Here is a 16,502-nt window from a genome sequence, read left to right on the forward strand (position 1 = left end):
AGAGATATGGAAGTTCCGACGATGCGTGTCGGAACACGCAACGACGGTCGCCACGAAGTATAAACAGGCTGTCGACAATGATGTGATGAATGACTGACTCGGAATCGACAGTGACCAACAAATGGGACGGTCGCAAATACGATGCCACCTGTGAGTTCGTCCACGACGCCGCGAGCGACCTGGTTGACGTGCTTGATCCAAAACCTACTGAGCGCGTGCTTGATGTCGGATGCGGGACGGGACACTTGACCGACGCGATCCGTGAGCGTGGGGCGACCGCCGTCGGCGTCGACGCCGCCGAGTCGATGATCGCCGAGGCCCGCGCGCAGTACCCAGATTGCGAATTTGTGCATGCTGACGCCCGAACCTACGCGCCCGACCGGACGTTTGACGCGGTGTTCTCGAATGCAGCACTCCACTGGATTCCGGAGACCGATCAGGACACGCTACTCCAAACCATCGCCGACACGTTAGCGCCAACCGGTCGATTCGTCGCTGAGTGCGGCGGTGTCGGCAACGTTGCAGCGATTACAAACGCCGTCGAAGCCGCTCTTGCTGACCGTGGCTACGAGATCACACATCCATGGTATTTCCCGAGCGTCGGCGAGTACGCCAGCCGGCTCGAAACACACGGCTTCGAGGTGCGGAGGGCGGAACTCTTTGACCGGCCAACGACGCTGGAACACGGTGAAAGGGGGCTTCGAGAGTGGCTGGGTACCTTCGGCGATCACTTCTTTGGGCCACTCTCTCCGGCGGAGCAGGACGCTGTTCTCACGGATATCGAGGCCACGCTTCGGGATGACCTGTTCCATGATGGATCGTGGATCGCCGACTATCGGCGACTTCGATTCATTGCTGTTAGAGAGTAAGGGACAGTCGGCCGTGCTGCGCCACTATCACTGCTCGGCGACCGAGAGATGCTGGTGCCACGATGGATCGACATCAGGAACAACGATCTCCATCGGCAATCCAGCCTCATCGGTCGGTGGCTTGCCCGGAATCGATGTGAGCGCGTGCTGGCCGGCGGCAACCAACACCAGCGCGTCGATGATGTCGTCGCGGGCGAGATGTTTGCGGTAGTGCTCGTCAAGGGCGGTCTCATAACAGTCGCGCCAGCCATCGAGTTCGGAATCAAGGACGCCGAACCGCGCGGCCCGTCCGCTCGCTGTCGATTTTGGCTGGGCGATCGGGTACCAATCGTTGAGTGCGGCGAAACAGCATTCGGGGTGGCTTTCGCGAATGTCGGGGGTGGGGTGCGCCTCGCGGAGCACCGTATCCACCGCGGCAATCTTTGGGGTGATATTCCACGCCTGCTTGGAGAGCCCAGAGCCAAGCCGCTCGCGCTGCAGCGTGTTCGCGTGGTCGTACTCAGCCGCGTCGCCCTCGCGTTGCACGTAGTCGACAACCGCCCGACACGGAACGGGAAACACCGAACTACTGCGTGCCCCAAGTCGCTGTCGGGCCACGCTGTCGCAGGCTCGTGGCTCGCTGTCGGGAAGCCCGATCGGCATGTCGATAAGGAACGTGTCAGCAGCAGCGTGGTCGTCGACAACGGCTTCAATCGACTCATATCGTCCGCTGTGGAGGGTTTCGTCGCCACCGGTTGTCCACACTGCAATCCAACCGCCGGCACAGCCATCGACACCGACCACAGATCCAGTCACACAGCGTGTTACCGGCCCCGAACGCAAGGGGATACCGGTTGGGAACGATCGTCTGCCACCCGCCGAAGAGTACTTTCCCGTCAGCGACGAAGATCGGGGCGATGTCCTACACCAAAGTCGACTATGCGGATGTCGAGCCGGTCGGTGGTGGCCTCCACTTCCTGCGTGAGCCGCTGGACTGCGACCAGCTTGGGATCTCCGTGCTCGATTGTGAGCCGAACTGGAGCGGCAAGCCGCACAATCATGCCGACGAGCAACAGGAGGAAGTGTACATCCTTGTCGAGGGTACAGCGACGATCACCATCGACGGCGACGATATTCCACTAGCGGCTGGCGAGGCGATCCGCGTTGCCGCCGACAGCGACCGGCAGATCCACACCGGCGACGCGCCCAGCCAGTTTGTTATCGCTGGCGCGCCGTAGCGATGGCGACGCGTGATGGCGCGCCCGACGCCTTCGGATCGCCCTACAGATTGTTGTCGACGGCGATCACGCCGCGGCCGATCGGCTGGATCTCGACGACCAGTACCGACGGCGTCGACAATCTCGCACCCTACAGCTTCTGTAACGTCGTCGCCGTCGACCCGCCGGTCGTCATGTTCGCGCCGGTCGGCCGCGATGACCTCAAACACACGCCACAGAACGTCGCTGACACCGAGGAGTTCGTTCTCAACACAGTCACGCACGACATCGTCGAGGTAATGAATGCCACGAGTGCGACACTCCCGGCCGACGAAAGCGAGTTCGACCACGTCGATATCGACCGCGCCGAGTCAGTCGTTGTCGACCCGCCGCGCGTCGCAGCCGCGAGCGTCGCCCTCGAATGTGAACTCTACGACTGGATTGAGGTCGGCGACAGCGTGCTGATCCTCGGTGAGGTTGTTCACGCCCATGTCGACGAGGCGGTTCTTACCGACGAGAAAATCGATATCGACGCACTCGATACAGTCGGCCGGCTCGCTGGCAACTACTACGCCTCGACACGAGATCGGTTTGAATTAGAGCGACCGCCGTAGTTGCAGGAGTTCGGCGGGCCTCGACAACTCGTGCCTGCTGGCTATTAGCACTGATAGCCAAGGCCGTGTGTTTTTGTACGCTGCGGTGGCACAAGAGGTATGATCGAGGTGTCGGGGCTGCGGAAGACCTACGGCGATTTCGCTGCCGTCGTTGGCAGCGAGTTCGAGATCGACCGCGGGGAGATCTTCGGCGTCGTCGGCCCGAACGGCGCGGGCAAGACGACGACGCTGAAGATGCTGGCTGGGCTGATCGAACCAACCAGCGGGACGGCAACCGTCGCGGGCTACGACGCCGGCGACCCCGAAATGCGACACCAACTCGGCTTTCTGCCGGAGGAATCGCCGCTGTATGAGGATATGACGGCGCGATCGTATCTCCGATTTTTTGCTGATCTCTACGACGTGCCCCGCGAGGTAGCAAGCGAACGCATTGAGTCGACACTCGATCGGCTGGATCTTGACTACCGTGACCGCCGACTGGGCGATGTTTCGAAGGGGATGAAACGCAAGGTCGCCATCGCCCGCTCGTTGGTCAACGATCCCGACGTGCTCATCTACGATGAACCCGCCAGCGGGCTCGACCCGTTGACGACAAACTCGGTGTTGGAGTTCACCGAAGAACTCCGCGAGGACGACAAGACGGTCATCTTCAGCGCGCACAATCTCTACCACGTCGAAAGCGTCTGTGACCGCGTCGTGATCATGAACGAGGGTCGGATTATCGCCCGCGGCTCGGTCGCTGACATCCGCGAACAGTACGGCGAAACGACCTACCACGTCTACAGCGACACCGCACTCGACGGCACCGACCCAACCGCTGACGGTCGTCACCGGGCGGTCGTCGAAACGATGGCCGAGGTCGAAGCGATCCAAGCCGCCGCGACGGACGCAGGTGGCAGCGTCACCGATATTCGCACCGACGAGCCAAGCCTAGAATCGATCTTTTTGGAGCTGACCGGCCAACAGATGCCGAGTCCACGCACAGCCAGGGACACCGAGCCAGCCAGCGAGCCCACGACTGACCAACACGAGGTGGAGGACGCGCCGTGACGCGGGTCGATCGCCTGCGAACACGGCTCACGACCGCCGGGCGTCGACTCCGCCGGGTCGCCCGGATCGCCCGCTGGGAACTCGGCCAGTCGACGAGCAGTTACAACCGCCGTACCCTCGCCGTGATCGCCGTCCTCGTTGTCGTCGTTGCCAGCGTCGGCACCTCGGCTGTCGCCCTCGGCGTCGCCTCACCGTCGCCGAACACTGACATCTACCGGGTCGGTGTCGCCGACAACAGCCCTTACAACGCGGTGATCGACGACCACGCCAGCCTGACCGCCCGCCCGCCGGATCGAACTGCGTTGGCAACCGGCGAGATCGACCTCCTGATCGGCGGGGTTCGACAACCAGCCGCTGGCCCCGGCCCGCGCTCGCCAACGCTCCTCGTTGAGCCGGCCGACGGTGAGAAAGGTGATGCCGCACTCACCGCGTTCCGCTCGGCGGTGCAGTCCTACAACGACCGAGCGATGGCACTGGAACCGAATCGAACCGCCGCCTATCCGGTTATCGTCGAGCTACAGTACATTCCACAATCGACGCTCGGCCCGGCCGCCCCAACGAACGCAGGTAACCTCACCGGTGATGATACATCCGCAGACGATGCTGACGGCGGTGATGGAACCGACACTGACGCCAACGACACCGACACCAATGGAACGATCAGCGACGCCGATGGTGGAACAGCCGATGGAGGCGGTGACAACACGACAGGCACCGATCGCACCGAGGGTGACGCGCCGCCCGTTGCCGACGGTGGTGGCGGCTCGCTGCTCGATCGCGCGCTGTTCGGCGGCGGCACCAGCGGCTCGCCGGCTGAGATCCAGCCACCCTTCCCCTTTGGCTCGCTGCTACTGGCGTTTCTGTTCCTCGTGCCGATGAACTTCGTTATTCAATCCTACGGGAGCAGCATCCTCAACGAGCGAATCAGTCGTCGGGGGGAGCTTTTGTTGGTCGCACCCGTCGAGCGGCTGGACATCGTCGCCGGCAAAACCCTGCCGTACGCGGCTATCGCCGTCGCTGTCACAGCGGTCATCGCCGCGGCGATCGGCGGGAGCCTGCTGTCGGTGGCGGCGGTCGTCCCGATCGCGATGACCTTCTTGGCGGCGACGTTCCTCGGCGCGATGTTCGCTCGATCGTTCAAGGAACTCACGTTTGTGACGATCACGATCACCGTCTTCCTCACGAGCTATGTGTTCATCCCCTCGATCTTCACAAACGTGACGCCGATCGCGTTGATCTCGCCGCTGACGCTTGTGGTCATGGAGCTACAGGGTGAGGCCGTCACCCTCGGGAGCTACCTGTTTTCGACCGGCCCGTTCTATACGAGTGCTGGCGTGTTGTTCCTGCTCGGAACCGGCGTCTACCGAGAGGAGGATATGTTTTCACAAAAACCGGTACCGCTGAAGTTCCTCGACGCGCTTGATGCGCGATTGAGTGGGATTCGATCGGTTGGCGTGCTGACCGCGCTGTTTTTGCCGTTTGTCTTTATTGCTGAGCTGTTGGCGATCGCCGTCTTGTTCGTGTTGCCGATCGAGGTGTCGATCCCGTTGATGCTCGTGGTGATCGCCGCCGTCGAGGAGGTTGCGAAAAGCGTTCACGTGTTTGCCGGCTTTGAGAGTGATCGGTTCGATCGATCGGTGCGAACCGCACTGCTGTTGGGGATCGCCTCCGGGATCGGCTTCTTCGTCGCCGAGAAGTTCACCGCCGTTGCACAGTTGGTCGGCCTCCCGAATCTCCAACTCGGCGAAGCCGCCCTGCAGCCCGCCGGCATCGGCATTACGCCCTCGACATCGCTGCTGTTGTTGGCTGGCCCACTGGTGTTGCATACGGTGACCGCCGGTGTCGCCGCCCTCGGCGCGCGGAAGAATCTACGGTGGTATCTGGTGTCGCTGGTCGCCGCAACGGCGATTCACGCGGCGTACAACTTCGGGGTGGTGACCCTCTATGGGTGATCGAGAATGGCTGCGCGCTCGGTGGCACGCTGTTGCCGACCGCGTAAGCGACCCACGACTGACGATCGCCGGCCGCGAGCTGCGGGTGTTGGGCCGCGAGAAGACGATCATCCTCGCGGTCGTCATCCAACTGTTTGTCGCCGCGTTCTCGGGCTTTCTCGTTGTCGGCCTTGTCTCGTTGTACGACCCCGGCAGCGTTGATGGCTATCAGATCGACGCCGCCGTCACCGGCGAGGCTACCAACGAGATGTTGGAGGCGATCGAAGAGCGACCAGCCATCGAGGGCACGCGGTATGCGACGACCAGCGAGGCTTACGCCGACTTCCAGGATGGCGCGGTGAACGCGGTGTTTCAGACGACCCGCAGCGACGGCCGTATCGAGGTGGTGATGACCGCCCCGGAGGGCAGCATTGAGACCACATTAGTCGTCTCGGAGGGCCAAGAAGCCTTGCGCGCCCTTGAGCGAAACCTTCGCACCGAACGCGCTGCCTCGCTGTCGAATCCACCCTTGCCGCTGCCGCCTGACACCGGCGGCAACCCCTACTACGATTTCACCTACACGATCCTACTGCCGCTGTTGGTGTTCCTCCCGGTGTTTATCAGCGGTTCGATCACCGTCGACTCGCTGACCGCCGAAAGCGAGCAGGGTACCCTTGAACTGTTGCGTGTCGCGCCGGTAACGATGGTCGATATCGTCGACGGCAAGTCGGCGGCGATGATCGCTATCGCTCCCCTGCAAGCGGTTGCGTGGCTGGGGCTGCTTTCGCTGAATGGTGTCGCCGTCGCCAACGCTGGCTGGCTGGCCACGCTTGTAACAGCGGTGACAGCGATCGTTGTCGCGCTGTCGGTGGCCGTCTCGCTGTTAGCTCCCGACCGGCGATCCGCACAACTGCTGTTTTCGGTTGCGGTGTTGCTGTTTTTCGCCGGGGCGACGCTGTTGCCCGGTGGGCCAGCCAACACCGCGGCACGGCTGGCGATCGACAGCGCGACGCTGTCGACACGGCTGGCCGTTCTTATCTATGGAGTGGTTGGTGTTGCGGCCGTCGGTGCTGTCCGCCGGCTAGCGACGCGGATCAACCCGAACACGCTGTGAGCGAACCCACGTCGTACGGTCGGGTGCGAGGTGGGTTTCGACAACCGATTCTATTAGTGGATGTGGGTTGTATCCCCGCACATGGATCGTGACGTACTGCTTCGCCCGTTCGCGTTGCTGATGGAATATCGAATGTACCTGCTTGCGGTGAGTGGGTTCCTCATCGCAGGAGCGGCAGTTACCTACGGGCTGCGAACGGAAGATACGGTAATGGCCCTCGGCGCGCTGTTGTTCCTGCCGAACGCGCTCGTCCTACTGGGCGTTGGCCTCCGCGAACGCGGCTGGTTCGATGAGGGATCGCCGATTACCCCGGACTAACAGGAATGACAACCCCTGCACCACCACGGTCGGATCGATGACGACACCTGAGGCGGAAATTCGTCAGCAACTCATCGAGGTCTTTGGAGCCGCCGAGTATCCGGTAACCGACCCCTTCGAGTTGATTCCGGTGTTGCCGGACGGCGCGGCAACAACCTTCGAGGCTGGCGATGTGACGATCGGCGCGATGGAACTCGGGATGGAGTACGCCGACTATCAGGAGTATCCCTACGACAGTGTCGAGCCGCTGGTCGAGGATCTTATGACCGGGCTCCGCGCCAAGGGCGTGTTTGGATAACAACGCGTCCCAACGAGTCCCTGTCGCCGGAACCGACGTTACTGTTCCCCGAGTCGTTGCTGAATCAGTTGATCGATATTGTACAGGAGCACAGCGACGGTCACCAGCGTCGTCGCAAAATACAGTAGTAGCTCTGGGGGCCCAGAGACAATCCCAGCGAGGGCTGTCCCGCCGAATCCTACGACGACGAGTTCGATCCAGGTCACAAAAATACGGGAGGCCAGCAACGTCGACGAGCCCGCCTCGCCCACGTCAGTAGGCCTCCTCCGGAGTAATCGGGCCGCTGAACGCCGTGTACAGCACAGCGAAGTAGACAACCACGAGCGGCAACAGCAGTCCGGCACCGATCGTCATCAGATTCAGCGGGAGCGTCGAGACGATGGTCTCCCGGATCGTCGCGCCGGTCGCTGGATCGATCGCCGGGTACATGATCCGGGCGACGACGGTGATCAACCCGTATGTCATCACGCCCGCGATGCCGAGGGCGATGAGATTTTGCTCCCGCCGCAACGCGAGGATGTAGCCCGCTGCCAACACGATAGAGGCGACAACCAAGACGATGATCAGCGGATCCAACAGCGTCGTGATCCCCTCGGGGAGTCGCATCGCCAACACAGCAAGCGTGGCAACGACCGCCAGCAGGTAGCCGACAACCGCAAGCTGTCCGTAGGTCGAGACGACCGGCGGAAGATCGTGTTGGGCTTTGAGCCGGAGGAACGCCGCCCCGGAGACGACCGTAAGTAGTGTCAGCGTCACACCAACAACGAGGCCGATCAGCGAGATCGACCCCTCGTTGCCGACGAGCCAGTTGCCCGCGAAGACACCGAGGAAAAACGGCGCGAGAACGCTACCGGCGACGAAGGCGACACTCCAAGCGCGTTGCCACAGGTTGTCGTGTCGCTGTTCGTACATCTCGGGGGCCAGCCCGCGGATGATGAGCGCGCCCAGGATGGCAAACATCAGGAGGTAATGCCGGCTGAAGAGTCCGGCGTAGGCCGCCGGGAAGGCCGCAAACAGCGCGCCGCCGAAGACGACGAGCCAGACCTCGTTGCCGTCCCAAAACGGGCCGACAGCGGCGAGCACCGCCTCCCGCTGGCGATCGGTATCCAGCAGGCCGTAGATCGCGCCGGCCCCGAAGTCGAAGCCATCGAGGAACAAAAACGTCGCTAACAGGGTGAACATGAGGCCGTACCAGACCTCCGGCAGCGGGAGGCCAAATAACGGCCCGGCGGTGAGCCCCTCGACGCTAATCATCGTCAGCCACCCCCACCGCCGGCGACTCAGGCGTTGGTGATGGCTCACGATTTGTCCGCAGGTCGTCGCCACCCGGCGGCCCGTTGCGGATGATTCGGGCGACCACGTAGCCATACAAGATGAGCAACGCTGAGTAGAGGCCGACAAAGCCAGCGAAAGTGGCCGTCGCTTCCAGCCCGGTGAGCCCGGGGGAGACACCCTCGCTGGTCTTCATCACGCCTTGGATCACCCAGGGCTGGCGACCCACCTCCGTGACGACCCAGCCAAGTTCGACGGCGACGATCCCGAGCAACGACGACCCCATTAACGCCTTATGCAGGAGGCCGTCCTCGAAGAGCTCGCCTTTGTACCACCGGTAGCCACCCCAGAACGACAGCAGGATGAACCAAAAGCCCATCCCGACCATCGCCCGGAAGGCCCAGAAGACGATCGCCACCGGTGGGGCCTCGGTGTCGAACTCGTTGAGGCCGGTTATTTCGGCTGTCGGATCACCCCCGCTGGCGAGCCACGACGCGCCGCCTGGGATCCCGATCCCGAACAGTTCTTTCGCGCGTGGATCAGTGATCGAATCGAGGTTGGTTGGCGCGGCAACGATGTACTCGGGGACGTAGGAGTCAGTTTCCCAGACAGCCTCCATCGCGGCGAACTTCTGGGGTTGGGTTTCGGCGACGTGACGGCCGTACATATCGCCGTGGAACGCCTGCAGCGGTGCGGTGATCAACAGCGCGATCAGCGCGATCTTCAGCGTCGTTTCCCAAAAGTCGATGTTGTCGTGATCGAATCCCCAGACGTGGTGCCGGAAGACGTAGTAGGCGGCGACGCCGGCCATGAACAGCGCGACCGACTCGATGGCGGCGTTCTGCATGTGCACATACATGTAGCCGAAGCGGGGGTTGAGATACGCTGCGATCGGATCGACGAGATGGACAACCGTCTGGCCACCCTCAGAAGCGAGTTCGTAGCCCCGTGGCGTCTGCATCCACGAGTTGGCGATCAGAATCCACACCGCCGACAGCCACGTGCCGAGGCCGACGGCGACACTGGAGATGAAGTAGAGCTTGTCGCCGACGCGGTCACGGCCGAAGACGAAGATTCCGAGGAAGGTCGCCTCCAGCATGAACGCCATCATCCCCTCGACGGCGAGTGGGCCACCGAACAGCTCGCCGGCGGCCGTCGAGAAGGCCGCGAAGTTCGTCCCGAACTCAAATTCGAGGACGATGCCGGTGACCGTCCCGACGACGAAGGAGATGGCGAAGATCTTGGTCCAAAAGCGACGCAACTGTTCGTAGACGGGCTTACCAGTTCGGATATCCTTCCACGTGAAGTAAATGAGGAAGGGGGCTAACCCCATACTCATCACGGGGAAGATGATATGCACCATCGTGGTAAGGGCGAACTGGGCCCGACTGGCGATAACTGGATCCATGATGACTGACCCCGGAGTCGAACTCCGATGTACAATTGCATCTTTGACACTCGATTAGTTAAACGTGTCCCTCTTTTCAGCGCGTATATCAGCAAAACACTGGTTTAATCGCCTAAAACGGCTGTTTTCAACTTTTGTGTTTGTCACAATACAACTCAGATTAGCCTGCCGCACCACTATTGTTAAGAAAAGACACGACTATACGCTCGGCACCCAGTATCAGCAATATGGAGACCCGTCACCTCGTGCTCTTGATCGTGGTGCTCGTCACCAGTGTTCTGCTCGTTCGCGGTGTCGTCGGACTGCTCAACGGGGATATCGGCACCGTGGCCAGACAGGCAGCGATCGGGCTGATCGTGTTTACCTTCGGTATCGCGCTCGTCTCTCGTTGGGACGATATCGGGTGAGAAACGACGGTCTCGGGACAGCGCCGCTCACCCCTCGCAGGTACATTCATGGGAGATGGCTGCTGTGTCGGCGACGTGGGTATGCACTGCTACCGCGAGATCGAACATGGCGGTCGCATGCTGGGCGGCTGCGGTATCACGTGTTCGGGTGCGCCTCCGGTTGCCGCGGTGGAGCTGTTTGAGCTGTTCGGCTGTCGTCTCGCTGATGAGCCCGAGGTCGCCGGCCCGAGCGAAGGCGGTGGCTCGCCCGGAGTCTGCTTTTCTGAGTGTCTCGCCGCGGCTGTGAGCGGCGGCCGCAAGAGAGTGTTCGATCGCGGCAAACGAGAGTTCGATCACGCTGGCGTGATAGCCGCCGGGCTCTCGAAGCGAGCGGCAGGCCGTCAGGAGCCGACAGGCCGTCCGAAGGCTGACAACTGCGTTCTTCGTCTCAGTTGGCTCGATCGTGGGCGGAAACGACAATGTCTCCGGCGGTGCGTCGAAGGCCGCAGTAGCCTGGTCAAGCGCGTCACGAATAGCGGGTGGTTCCTCACCCATCTGTTTGGCTCCATTGTGGTGGCGACGCTGGCTGATACGGTTCCGACTGCATAGCCGGGAGTGCGCGCGAAGGCGACAAATCTCTTCGGGCTGCGATCAGCGGCACCACGGTCGATGAAGAGATAGGTGTTCGGTCGGGGTCGACGCGGTGACCCACCACTCAGCGCAAGACGGCAGTGTTGCCGCGCGTTTCGATCAGATCGGCACCGACGGAATCGGCCAACTCGGCTGCCAGCGTTTCGGTGTCATCGCTCCCGCGGGCCGCGCGGAGAAACTTCACCTTCACGAGGCGGCGATTCTGTAGCTGATCGGCCAACTCATCGGTCACTGACTCGATGCCGTGTTTGCCGACCCAGACCGTGACGTCGAGATTATGGGCTTCCTTGCGAAGTTCGTCTGAAACCATGATACGCCATTTATCGGTCGACCGGGTTTCAACCTTTAGATCGCCGGAACGGCTGCCCAAGCGTTGTGAACATCGCGATCAGCCGGACGGCCGGGCGATTGAGGCGGTGGGTAACAGGCGAATTTTGCGCTGCTCATATCGCCGAGTCTGACATAGGTTAATAAACCCAGAGTCCATTCATCCCACTAACGTATGGTTTCACTACCACGTCGTCGACTTCAGAGGAGTCGACAATGAAACTCGCAACGATCGGTGTTGGGAATGCTGGCAGCAAGGTTATCGACCGGATGGTGGAGTTCGAGCAGGCGACCGGGCGGGATCTCTGCCGGCACACGCTCGTGATCAACACCGCACGGACGGATCTGGCCAAGCCGGAACACGTCCCCGAAGATCGACGGCTGTTGATCGGCGAGACCCACCAGAAGGCGAAAGGCCACGGCGTCGGCGGCGACGCCGCTATCGGCGCGGAAGTGGCACAAACGGAGATCGACGACATTCGTCGCATCTTCGACGATGTGGAGATCCACGAGGTCGACGCGATCCTCGTCGCTGCCGGACTCGGCGGCGGGACGGGCAGCGGAGCCGCCCCGGTCGTCATTGAGGAGCTTCAAAAGATGTACGACGAGCCGGTCTACGGTCTCGGGATGCTGCCGGGCAAATACGAGGGTGGCCGCCCCGCGCTCAACGCTGCACGGTCGCTCCAGTCGTTCGTCAACAAGGTCGATAACTTCATCGCCTTCGACAATGACGCCTGGCGATCCCGCGGCCAGACCATCGAAGAGGGCTATGAGGATATGAACCGTGAGCTGGCGACCCGCATCGTCACGCTGCTTGCGGCCGGCGAGGTTGACGAAAGCGAGGTCGGGGAGAACGCCATGGACTCCAGTGACATCATGCGAACCATGGAGGTCGGCGGCGTTTCCTCGATCGGCTACGCCTCGACCGGTGTTGATACCCCCGATGACGGGCTGCTCTCACGGTTCAGTGAGGAAGAGGTCTCGAATATGGAGTCAACCGATGCGGCGAAGATCAAAGGCCTCGTTCGGCGCGCGGTCAACTCCCGGCTGACCGTTCCCTGTGATGTGGCCAGTGCCGAGCGCGCGCTGATCATCTTTGCGGGGCCGCCATCGGAGATCTCCCGGAAAGGTGTCGAATCCGCCCGCGATTGGCTCGAACAGGAGACCGAAACGGTCGACGTGCTCGCCGGCGACGACCCACGAACCGACTCCGATACGCTCGCGGCGGTTGTACTGCTGTCGAACGTGACCGATACCCCACGGATCAAGGAGATTCAGGATCAAGCGGTTGACGCCCAAGACACGATCCAACAGCAGGAAGCGGTTCGCGAGGAGGAGATCGAGTCGCTGATCACCGACGATGACAATGATCTCGACCCAATCGTCTAACCGCACCTCGCGGGCAGCGATCGATAGACTCGCTCGGGAGGGGCGTGAATGAAGCTGTCGCTGTTCGGGGTCGGTGACGCGGGCACCCGGCTGGTCGACAAGCTCCTGCAGGCGGAAGTCGAGACCGGCCGGAACTTTACCGACGGCAATGTGCTGGCGTTCAACACCGCCGCCGAGGCCTTCGGTGAGACAGACACCCTCCCCGAAGAGCGACAGATCCTAATCGGCGACACCCATTCGGCGGTCAATCAGTACGTCGAACCGGATGCTGACGGCCCGGATACCGACACCGCCAGCGCGACCTCCCGAGACCACTCACCAGGCGTCGCCGGCGACCCGGAACTCGGCGCGGAAGTTGCTGATGACGAACTTCCGGAGATCCGCCGCGCGCTCGATCTCGTTGACGACACCGAGGTCGACGCGGCGATGGTCGTCGCCGGCTTCGGTGGAGGCACCGGCTGTGGCGTCGGCAGCGTCCTCTTAGAGGAGCTCAAAAGCATCTATGAGATCCCGGTGTATGTGCTCGGCGCGTTGCCGGCAGCCGACGAATCCGATGAGCGCGCACACACAGCCGCGCGAGCGGTGCGAACATTTGTCCCGCTGGCTGATGCGGTGCTCCCCGTCGATAATGACGCGTGGGCACGGAGCACCCAACCACTTACCGAGCAGTACGACGAGATCAACGAGATGGTTGCGACCCGGATGCTCTCACTGTTTGCGGCCGGGGAATCAGATCCGGCAACGGTCTCGGAGATGCGGATCGATCCGGCCGATGTGATGCGCACGCTGGCCGTCGGTGGACTCTCATCGATCGGCCATGCGAGCATCGAGGTCGACACCAGCGACGAGGGGCTGCTCGCCCGACTGATGCAGCTGTTGGGTCTTGCGGAGGAGACTCCCGACACGCAGACCGATGCAGCGACGATCAAGCGACTCGTTCGCAGCGCGCTGAACTCGAAGCTGACGCTTCCCTGTGATATCGAATCAACTGATAGGGTGCTGGTGATCCTTTCGGGGCCACCATCAGATATCTCCAGAAAAGGGTTCGAAACCGGCCGCTACCTGCTGGAAGAAGAAACAGGCACTGTCGAGGTATTGGCCGGCGATGAGCCGCTCCCGAACGCCTCGGAGATCACCGCCACGGTACTGTTTTCGAATGTGACGGACGTGCCCCGAATCGACGAGCTACAGGAGCGGGCGGTCGCCTACCAGCGCGAGCAGGACGCCGACACAGCCGTGATCGACACGGCGACCTCAATTGAGGGGGCGACGGCGGTCGCCGCCGATGCGTCGACAGCGGCACCTGACGACGAGAGCGATCACCCCTTCGAGTTCCACGGAACTGAGGAACAACAGGAGAATGGTGATGCACACGGCGGCGACACCGTCAGCCCGGACGCCGACGCGAGTGATGAATCAACAGCCACGGACACACCCGATGGCGATGCGACCGACGGCAGCGCGGCTGACACATCGGCTGATTCTGACACCGCTACCGAAGATGGTGACGCGACCACCGCGGCAGCCACGTCGTCCGACGAACACGAGTAGTCGTCGCGAAACCGCGGTCATCGAACTCCCACCGACCCGTCATATTGCTCCGGTAGGCTGATACCCCCGTGGTCGTATTCGCCGGTATGGACGCTCACATCTCGCCGTCGACCGTCTCGGGGACGGCGCGTGCACCACCCTCGAAGAGCTACACCCACCGAGCGATCTTGGCGGCCGGCTACAGCGACGAGGCGACCGTCTACGACCCACTCGACAGTGCTGACCCGCGGGCGACCCAGCGGGCGGTCAACGCCTTTGGTGGCGATGTCACCCCTGTCGGCGACGGTAACGCCTTAGCGATCACCGGCTTTGACGGCACCCCCTACGTGCCTGACGATGTCATCGACTGTGCTAACAGCGGAACGACGATGCGACTGGTTACCGCAACGGCCGCCCTCGGTGACGGACTGACGGTGCTAACGGGTGACGACTCGCTGCGCTCGCGGCCACAGGGGCCGCTGTTGAACGCACTCTCGACGCTGGACGTTCGGGCCGAAAGCACCCGCAGCAACGGGCAAGCGCCACTGGTCGTCGGTGGATCGCTTGCGGGCGGGACGGTCTCAATCCCCGGCGATGTCTCCTCACAGTATATCTCGGCGTTGCTCATGGCCGGCGCGGTCACCGATGAGGGGATCGAGCTCGAACTGACGACTGAGCTCAAATCAGCTCCCTATGTCGACATCACGCTGGAAGTGCTCGAGGACTTCGGCGTGACCGCCGAGCCGGTCGGTACCAGCGGTACGGATGGTGTTCGATCGGCCGGCGCAGATGGCTTCGTCATCGAAGGCGGCCAGCAGTACGCGCCAGCGAACGGCGAGTACCACGTCCCCGGTGATTTCTCGTCGATGTCGTATCTGTTGGCTGCGGGTGCGGTCGCCGCAGCCGACGGCGAGTCCGTTGTCGTCGAGGGCGCACAGCCGAGTGCGCAGGGTGACAGTGCTATCGTCGATGTGCTCGATCGCATGGGTGCCGACATCACGTGGGACAGGGACGCGGGAACGATCACAGTCGGTGCCGCGCCGCTGTCGGGGACGACTGTCGATGTGGGCAACACCCCGGATCTGTTGCCGACGATCGCCGTGCTTGGGGCGGTTGCCGACGGCGATACCGTCATCGAAAACTGCGAACACGTTCGCTACAAGGAGACCGATCGGGTGAGCGCGATGGCCACGGAACTTGAGACGATGGGGGCCGCGGTCACCGAAGAACAGGCGACACTGACGATCCACGGTGGGGAGTCAACGCTTGAAGGCGCCTCGGTGGAGGGGTACCACGACCACCGCGTCATCATGTCGCTGTCGGTCGCCGCCCTCGCTGCAGCCGGGTCGACGACGATCACCGGTGCCGAACACGTCGCCGTCTCGTTCCCGGACTTCTTCGAGGTGCTGTCGTCGCTGGGTGCCGGGGTCGATCGCACCGAGTAACCCCCGCATGCTTTTGTCGTCGGTCATGTTGTGCTCTGTATGGATCGGGCTGTCATGCTACCGCCGTTGTCGGTGGGGATTGAGGGGATCCCACAGCCCGCGGATCTCGTTGCGGTCGGGGATCTCGTTGTCAACATCATCGTCGCGATCGGCTATCTGTCGATCACGCTGTTTGTGGGTGCGATGTTGGTCTCTAATGCCGGTGAGCGAATCCGAACCGTCGGCGAGGAGGTTCGAGTTCACCCTCTCGAATCCGCGGGGTTCGGCCTTGGAACGGTCATCGCTGGCGTAGGTGGCTATCTCCTCGTGGGCGTCACGGCTGCGGCGCTCGCCGAACTTGGCGCGCCCCCACAGGTTGGCATCCTTGTGTTGGTACCACTGGTCGTCGGCGTGATCGGGCTGATTGTTGCGACCGCGCTTGGACAGCTCGTCGTCGGCATCATCCTGGTACGCCGATTGAGTGACGAGGGGCGACCGAATCTCTGGGCGGCTCTCATTGTTGGCACAGTCGTTCTTGGGGTGGCGGCGATCTTCCCGGCCGGCAATCTGGTTGGCGTTGCCGTCACCGTGGGCGCGATCGGCGGCGTCACCCGTCGGGTATGGCGAACCAACAGCGAGCGCTTCCCTGCTCTTCGGGACACGCTGCTGGAGTGACCCATCGCCGACGGACTGCAAGGTTCAAATGCTCTGGGGCCCAGAGGCCG

At 62.5% G+C, this 16,502-nt stretch carries 19 protein-coding genes; 13 read left to right on the forward strand and 6 right to left on the reverse strand.

Annotated elements, in window-relative coordinates:
* Positions 1-89: 89 nt before the first annotated feature.
* On the forward strand, positions 90-869 hold the full coding sequence (locus DM826_RS00460) for a class I SAM-dependent methyltransferase (protein ID WP_120100120.1): 780 nt from the start codon (positions 90-92) through the stop codon (positions 867-869).
* A 27-nt stretch (positions 870-896) separates the two neighbouring features.
* Here DM826_RS00460 and DM826_RS00465 read toward each other — a convergent pair whose 3' ends face one another.
* Positions 897-1,664 (reverse strand): DUF429 domain-containing protein, encoded by a 768-nt coding sequence (locus DM826_RS00465; protein WP_233735627.1) that lies wholly within the window; start codon positions 1,662-1,664, stop codon positions 897-899.
* Between the two features lie 101 nt (positions 1,665-1,765).
* Here DM826_RS00465 and DM826_RS00470 point away from each other — a divergent pair, with 101 nt between their 5' ends.
* The 7 genes from DM826_RS00470 (at position 1,766) to DM826_RS00500 (ending at position 7,390) form a co-directional block, all read left to right on the forward strand.
* On the forward strand, positions 1,766-2,086 hold the full coding sequence (locus DM826_RS00470) for a cupin domain-containing protein (RefSeq protein WP_120100124.1): 321 nt from the start codon (positions 1,766-1,768) through the stop codon (positions 2,084-2,086).
* 2 nt (positions 2,087-2,088) lie between these two features.
* Positions 2,089-2,679, forward strand: coding sequence for a flavin reductase family protein (locus tag DM826_RS00475; protein ID WP_120100126.1), 591 nt, complete (start codon positions 2,089-2,091; stop codon positions 2,677-2,679).
* Positions 2,680-2,778: 99 nt separating this feature from the next.
* Positions 2,779-3,729 (forward strand): ABC transporter ATP-binding protein, encoded by a 951-nt coding sequence (locus DM826_RS00480; protein ID WP_120100128.1) that lies wholly within the window; start codon positions 2,779-2,781, stop codon positions 3,727-3,729.
* Positions 3,726-5,681 carry an ABC transporter permease family protein gene (locus tag DM826_RS00485; RefSeq protein ID WP_233735629.1) on the forward strand — a complete coding sequence of 652 codons (1,956 nt, stop codon included), beginning with the start codon at positions 3,726-3,728 and terminating at the stop codon, positions 5,679-5,681. Before DM826_RS00480 ends, DM826_RS00485 begins: the two co-directional genes overlap by 4 nt.
* Entirely contained in the window at positions 5,674-6,774 is a 1,101-nt protein-coding gene (locus DM826_RS00490; RefSeq protein ID WP_120100130.1) for an ABC transporter permease, read from the forward strand. The genes DM826_RS00485 and DM826_RS00490 overlap by 8 nt, the downstream gene beginning before the upstream one ends.
* 81 nt (positions 6,775-6,855) lie before the next feature.
* Positions 6,856-7,092 carry a hypothetical protein gene (locus tag DM826_RS00495; protein WP_120100132.1) on the forward strand — a complete coding sequence of 79 codons (237 nt, stop codon included), beginning with the start codon at positions 6,856-6,858 and terminating at the stop codon, positions 7,090-7,092.
* A gap of 37 nt (positions 7,093-7,129) precedes the next feature.
* Positions 7,130-7,390, forward strand: coding sequence for an MTH865 family protein (locus tag DM826_RS00500; RefSeq protein WP_120100134.1), 261 nt, complete (start codon positions 7,130-7,132; stop codon positions 7,388-7,390).
* 38 nt (positions 7,391-7,428) lie between these two features.
* Here DM826_RS00500 and DM826_RS00505 read toward each other — a convergent pair whose 3' ends face one another.
* From DM826_RS00505 to DM826_RS00515, 3 genes are read right to left on the reverse strand one after another with little or no spacing between them, the layout of a single operon-like run.
* Positions 7,429-7,641 carry a hypothetical protein gene (locus tag DM826_RS00505; RefSeq protein ID WP_205738774.1) on the reverse strand — a complete coding sequence of 71 codons (213 nt, stop codon included), beginning with the start codon at positions 7,639-7,641 and terminating at the stop codon, positions 7,429-7,431.
* 1 nt (position 7,642) lies between these two features.
* A complete protein-coding gene (locus DM826_RS00510; RefSeq protein WP_120100136.1) occupies positions 7,643-8,644 on the reverse strand; it encodes a cytochrome d ubiquinol oxidase subunit II in 1,002 nt (333 codons plus the stop codon).
* Complete coding sequence (locus DM826_RS00515; RefSeq protein WP_120100138.1) at positions 8,637-10,073, reverse strand: cytochrome ubiquinol oxidase subunit I; 1,437 nt, start codon at positions 10,071-10,073, stop codon at positions 8,637-8,639. Before DM826_RS00515 ends, DM826_RS00510 begins: the two co-directional genes overlap by 8 nt.
* A 224-nt stretch (positions 10,074-10,297) precedes the next feature.
* Between DM826_RS00515 and DM826_RS00520 the strand changes: the two genes are divergently transcribed.
* Positions 10,298-10,477, forward strand: coding sequence for a hypothetical protein (locus DM826_RS00520; protein WP_120100140.1), 180 nt, complete (start codon positions 10,298-10,300; stop codon positions 10,475-10,477).
* 27 nt (positions 10,478-10,504) lie between these two features.
* On the opposite strand, the gene DM826_RS00525 is transcribed toward DM826_RS00520, so the two are convergent.
* Together DM826_RS00525 and DM826_RS00530 are read right to left on the reverse strand one after the other, a co-directional pair.
* Entirely contained in the window at positions 10,505-11,011 is a 507-nt protein-coding gene (locus tag DM826_RS00525) for a hypothetical protein (RefSeq protein ID WP_120100142.1), read from the reverse strand.
* 160 nt (positions 11,012-11,171) lie between these two features.
* Positions 11,172-11,417 (reverse strand): YhbY family RNA-binding protein, encoded by a 246-nt coding sequence (locus DM826_RS00530; RefSeq protein ID WP_120100144.1) that lies wholly within the window; start codon positions 11,415-11,417, stop codon positions 11,172-11,174.
* A 233-nt stretch (positions 11,418-11,650) separates the two neighbouring features.
* On the opposite strand from DM826_RS00530, the gene DM826_RS00535 reads away from it, so the two are divergent.
* The 4 genes from DM826_RS00535 to DM826_RS00550 all read left to right on the forward strand — a co-directional run bounded on the left by DM826_RS00535 (position 11,651) and on the right by DM826_RS00550 (position 16,452).
* On the forward strand, positions 11,651-12,823 hold the full coding sequence (locus tag DM826_RS00535) for a tubulin/FtsZ family protein (RefSeq protein WP_120100146.1): 1,173 nt from the start codon (positions 11,651-11,653) through the stop codon (positions 12,821-12,823).
* Positions 12,824-12,871: 48 nt separating this feature from the next.
* A complete protein-coding gene (locus DM826_RS00540; protein ID WP_120100148.1) occupies positions 12,872-14,374 on the forward strand; it encodes a tubulin/FtsZ family protein in 1,503 nt (500 codons plus the stop codon).
* Positions 14,375-14,460: 86 nt separating this feature from the next.
* Positions 14,461-15,798, forward strand: coding sequence for a 3-phosphoshikimate 1-carboxyvinyltransferase (aroA, locus tag DM826_RS00545; protein WP_120100150.1), 1,338 nt, complete (start codon positions 14,461-14,463; stop codon positions 15,796-15,798).
* A gap of 39 nt (positions 15,799-15,837) precedes the next feature.
* Positions 15,838-16,452 carry a hypothetical protein gene (locus tag DM826_RS00550; RefSeq protein ID WP_120100153.1) on the forward strand — a complete coding sequence of 205 codons (615 nt, stop codon included), beginning with the start codon at positions 15,838-15,840 and terminating at the stop codon, positions 16,450-16,452.
* The last annotated feature ends 50 nt before the right edge of the window (positions 16,453-16,502 follow it).

Origin of the sequence: Halonotius aquaticus (assembly GCF_003605575.1) — an archaeon.
Classification (GTDB): domain Archaea; phylum Halobacteriota; class Halobacteria; order Halobacteriales; family Haloferacaceae; genus Halonotius; species Halonotius aquaticus.

Bases quoted from the DNA above. Each gene is read 5' to 3' on its own strand.
- DM826_RS00460 (WP_120100120.1), top strand. From the start codon at position 90: ATGACTGACTCGGAATCGACAGTGACCAACAAATGGGACGGTCGCAAA.
- DM826_RS00470 (WP_120100124.1), top strand. From the start codon at position 1,766: ATGTCCTACACCAAAGTCGACTATGCGGATGTCGAGCCGGTCGGTGGT.
- DM826_RS00475 (WP_120100126.1), top strand. From the start codon at position 2,089: ATGGCGACGCGTGATGGCGCGCCCGACGCCTTCGGATCGCCCTACAGA.
- DM826_RS00480 (WP_120100128.1), top strand. From the start codon at position 2,779: ATGATCGAGGTGTCGGGGCTGCGGAAGACCTACGGCGATTTCGCTGCC.
- DM826_RS00490 (WP_120100130.1), top strand. From the start codon at position 5,674: ATGGGTGATCGAGAATGGCTGCGCGCTCGGTGGCACGCTGTTGCCGAC.
- DM826_RS00495 (WP_120100132.1), top strand. From the start codon at position 6,856: ATGGATCGTGACGTACTGCTTCGCCCGTTCGCGTTGCTGATGGAATAT.
- DM826_RS00500 (WP_120100134.1), top strand. From the start codon at position 7,130: ATGACGACACCTGAGGCGGAAATTCGTCAGCAACTCATCGAGGTCTTT.
- DM826_RS00510 (WP_120100136.1), bottom strand. From the start codon at position 8,644: ATGATTAGCGTCGAGGGGCTCACCGCCGGGCCGTTATTTGGCCTCCCG.
- DM826_RS00520 (WP_120100140.1), top strand. From the start codon at position 10,298: ATGGAGACCCGTCACCTCGTGCTCTTGATCGTGGTGCTCGTCACCAGT.
- DM826_RS00525 (WP_120100142.1), bottom strand. From the start codon at position 11,011: ATGGGTGAGGAACCACCCGCTATTCGTGACGCGCTTGACCAGGCTACT.
- DM826_RS00530 (WP_120100144.1), bottom strand. From the start codon at position 11,417: ATGGTTTCAGACGAACTTCGCAAGGAAGCCCATAATCTCGACGTCACG.
- DM826_RS00535 (WP_120100146.1), top strand. From the start codon at position 11,651: ATGAAACTCGCAACGATCGGTGTTGGGAATGCTGGCAGCAAGGTTATC.
- DM826_RS00540 (WP_120100148.1), top strand. From the start codon at position 12,872: ATGAAGCTGTCGCTGTTCGGGGTCGGTGACGCGGGCACCCGGCTGGTC.
- aroA (WP_120100150.1), top strand. From the start codon at position 14,461: ATGGACGCTCACATCTCGCCGTCGACCGTCTCGGGGACGGCGCGTGCA.
- DM826_RS00550 (WP_120100153.1), top strand. From the start codon at position 15,838: ATGGATCGGGCTGTCATGCTACCGCCGTTGTCGGTGGGGATTGAGGGG.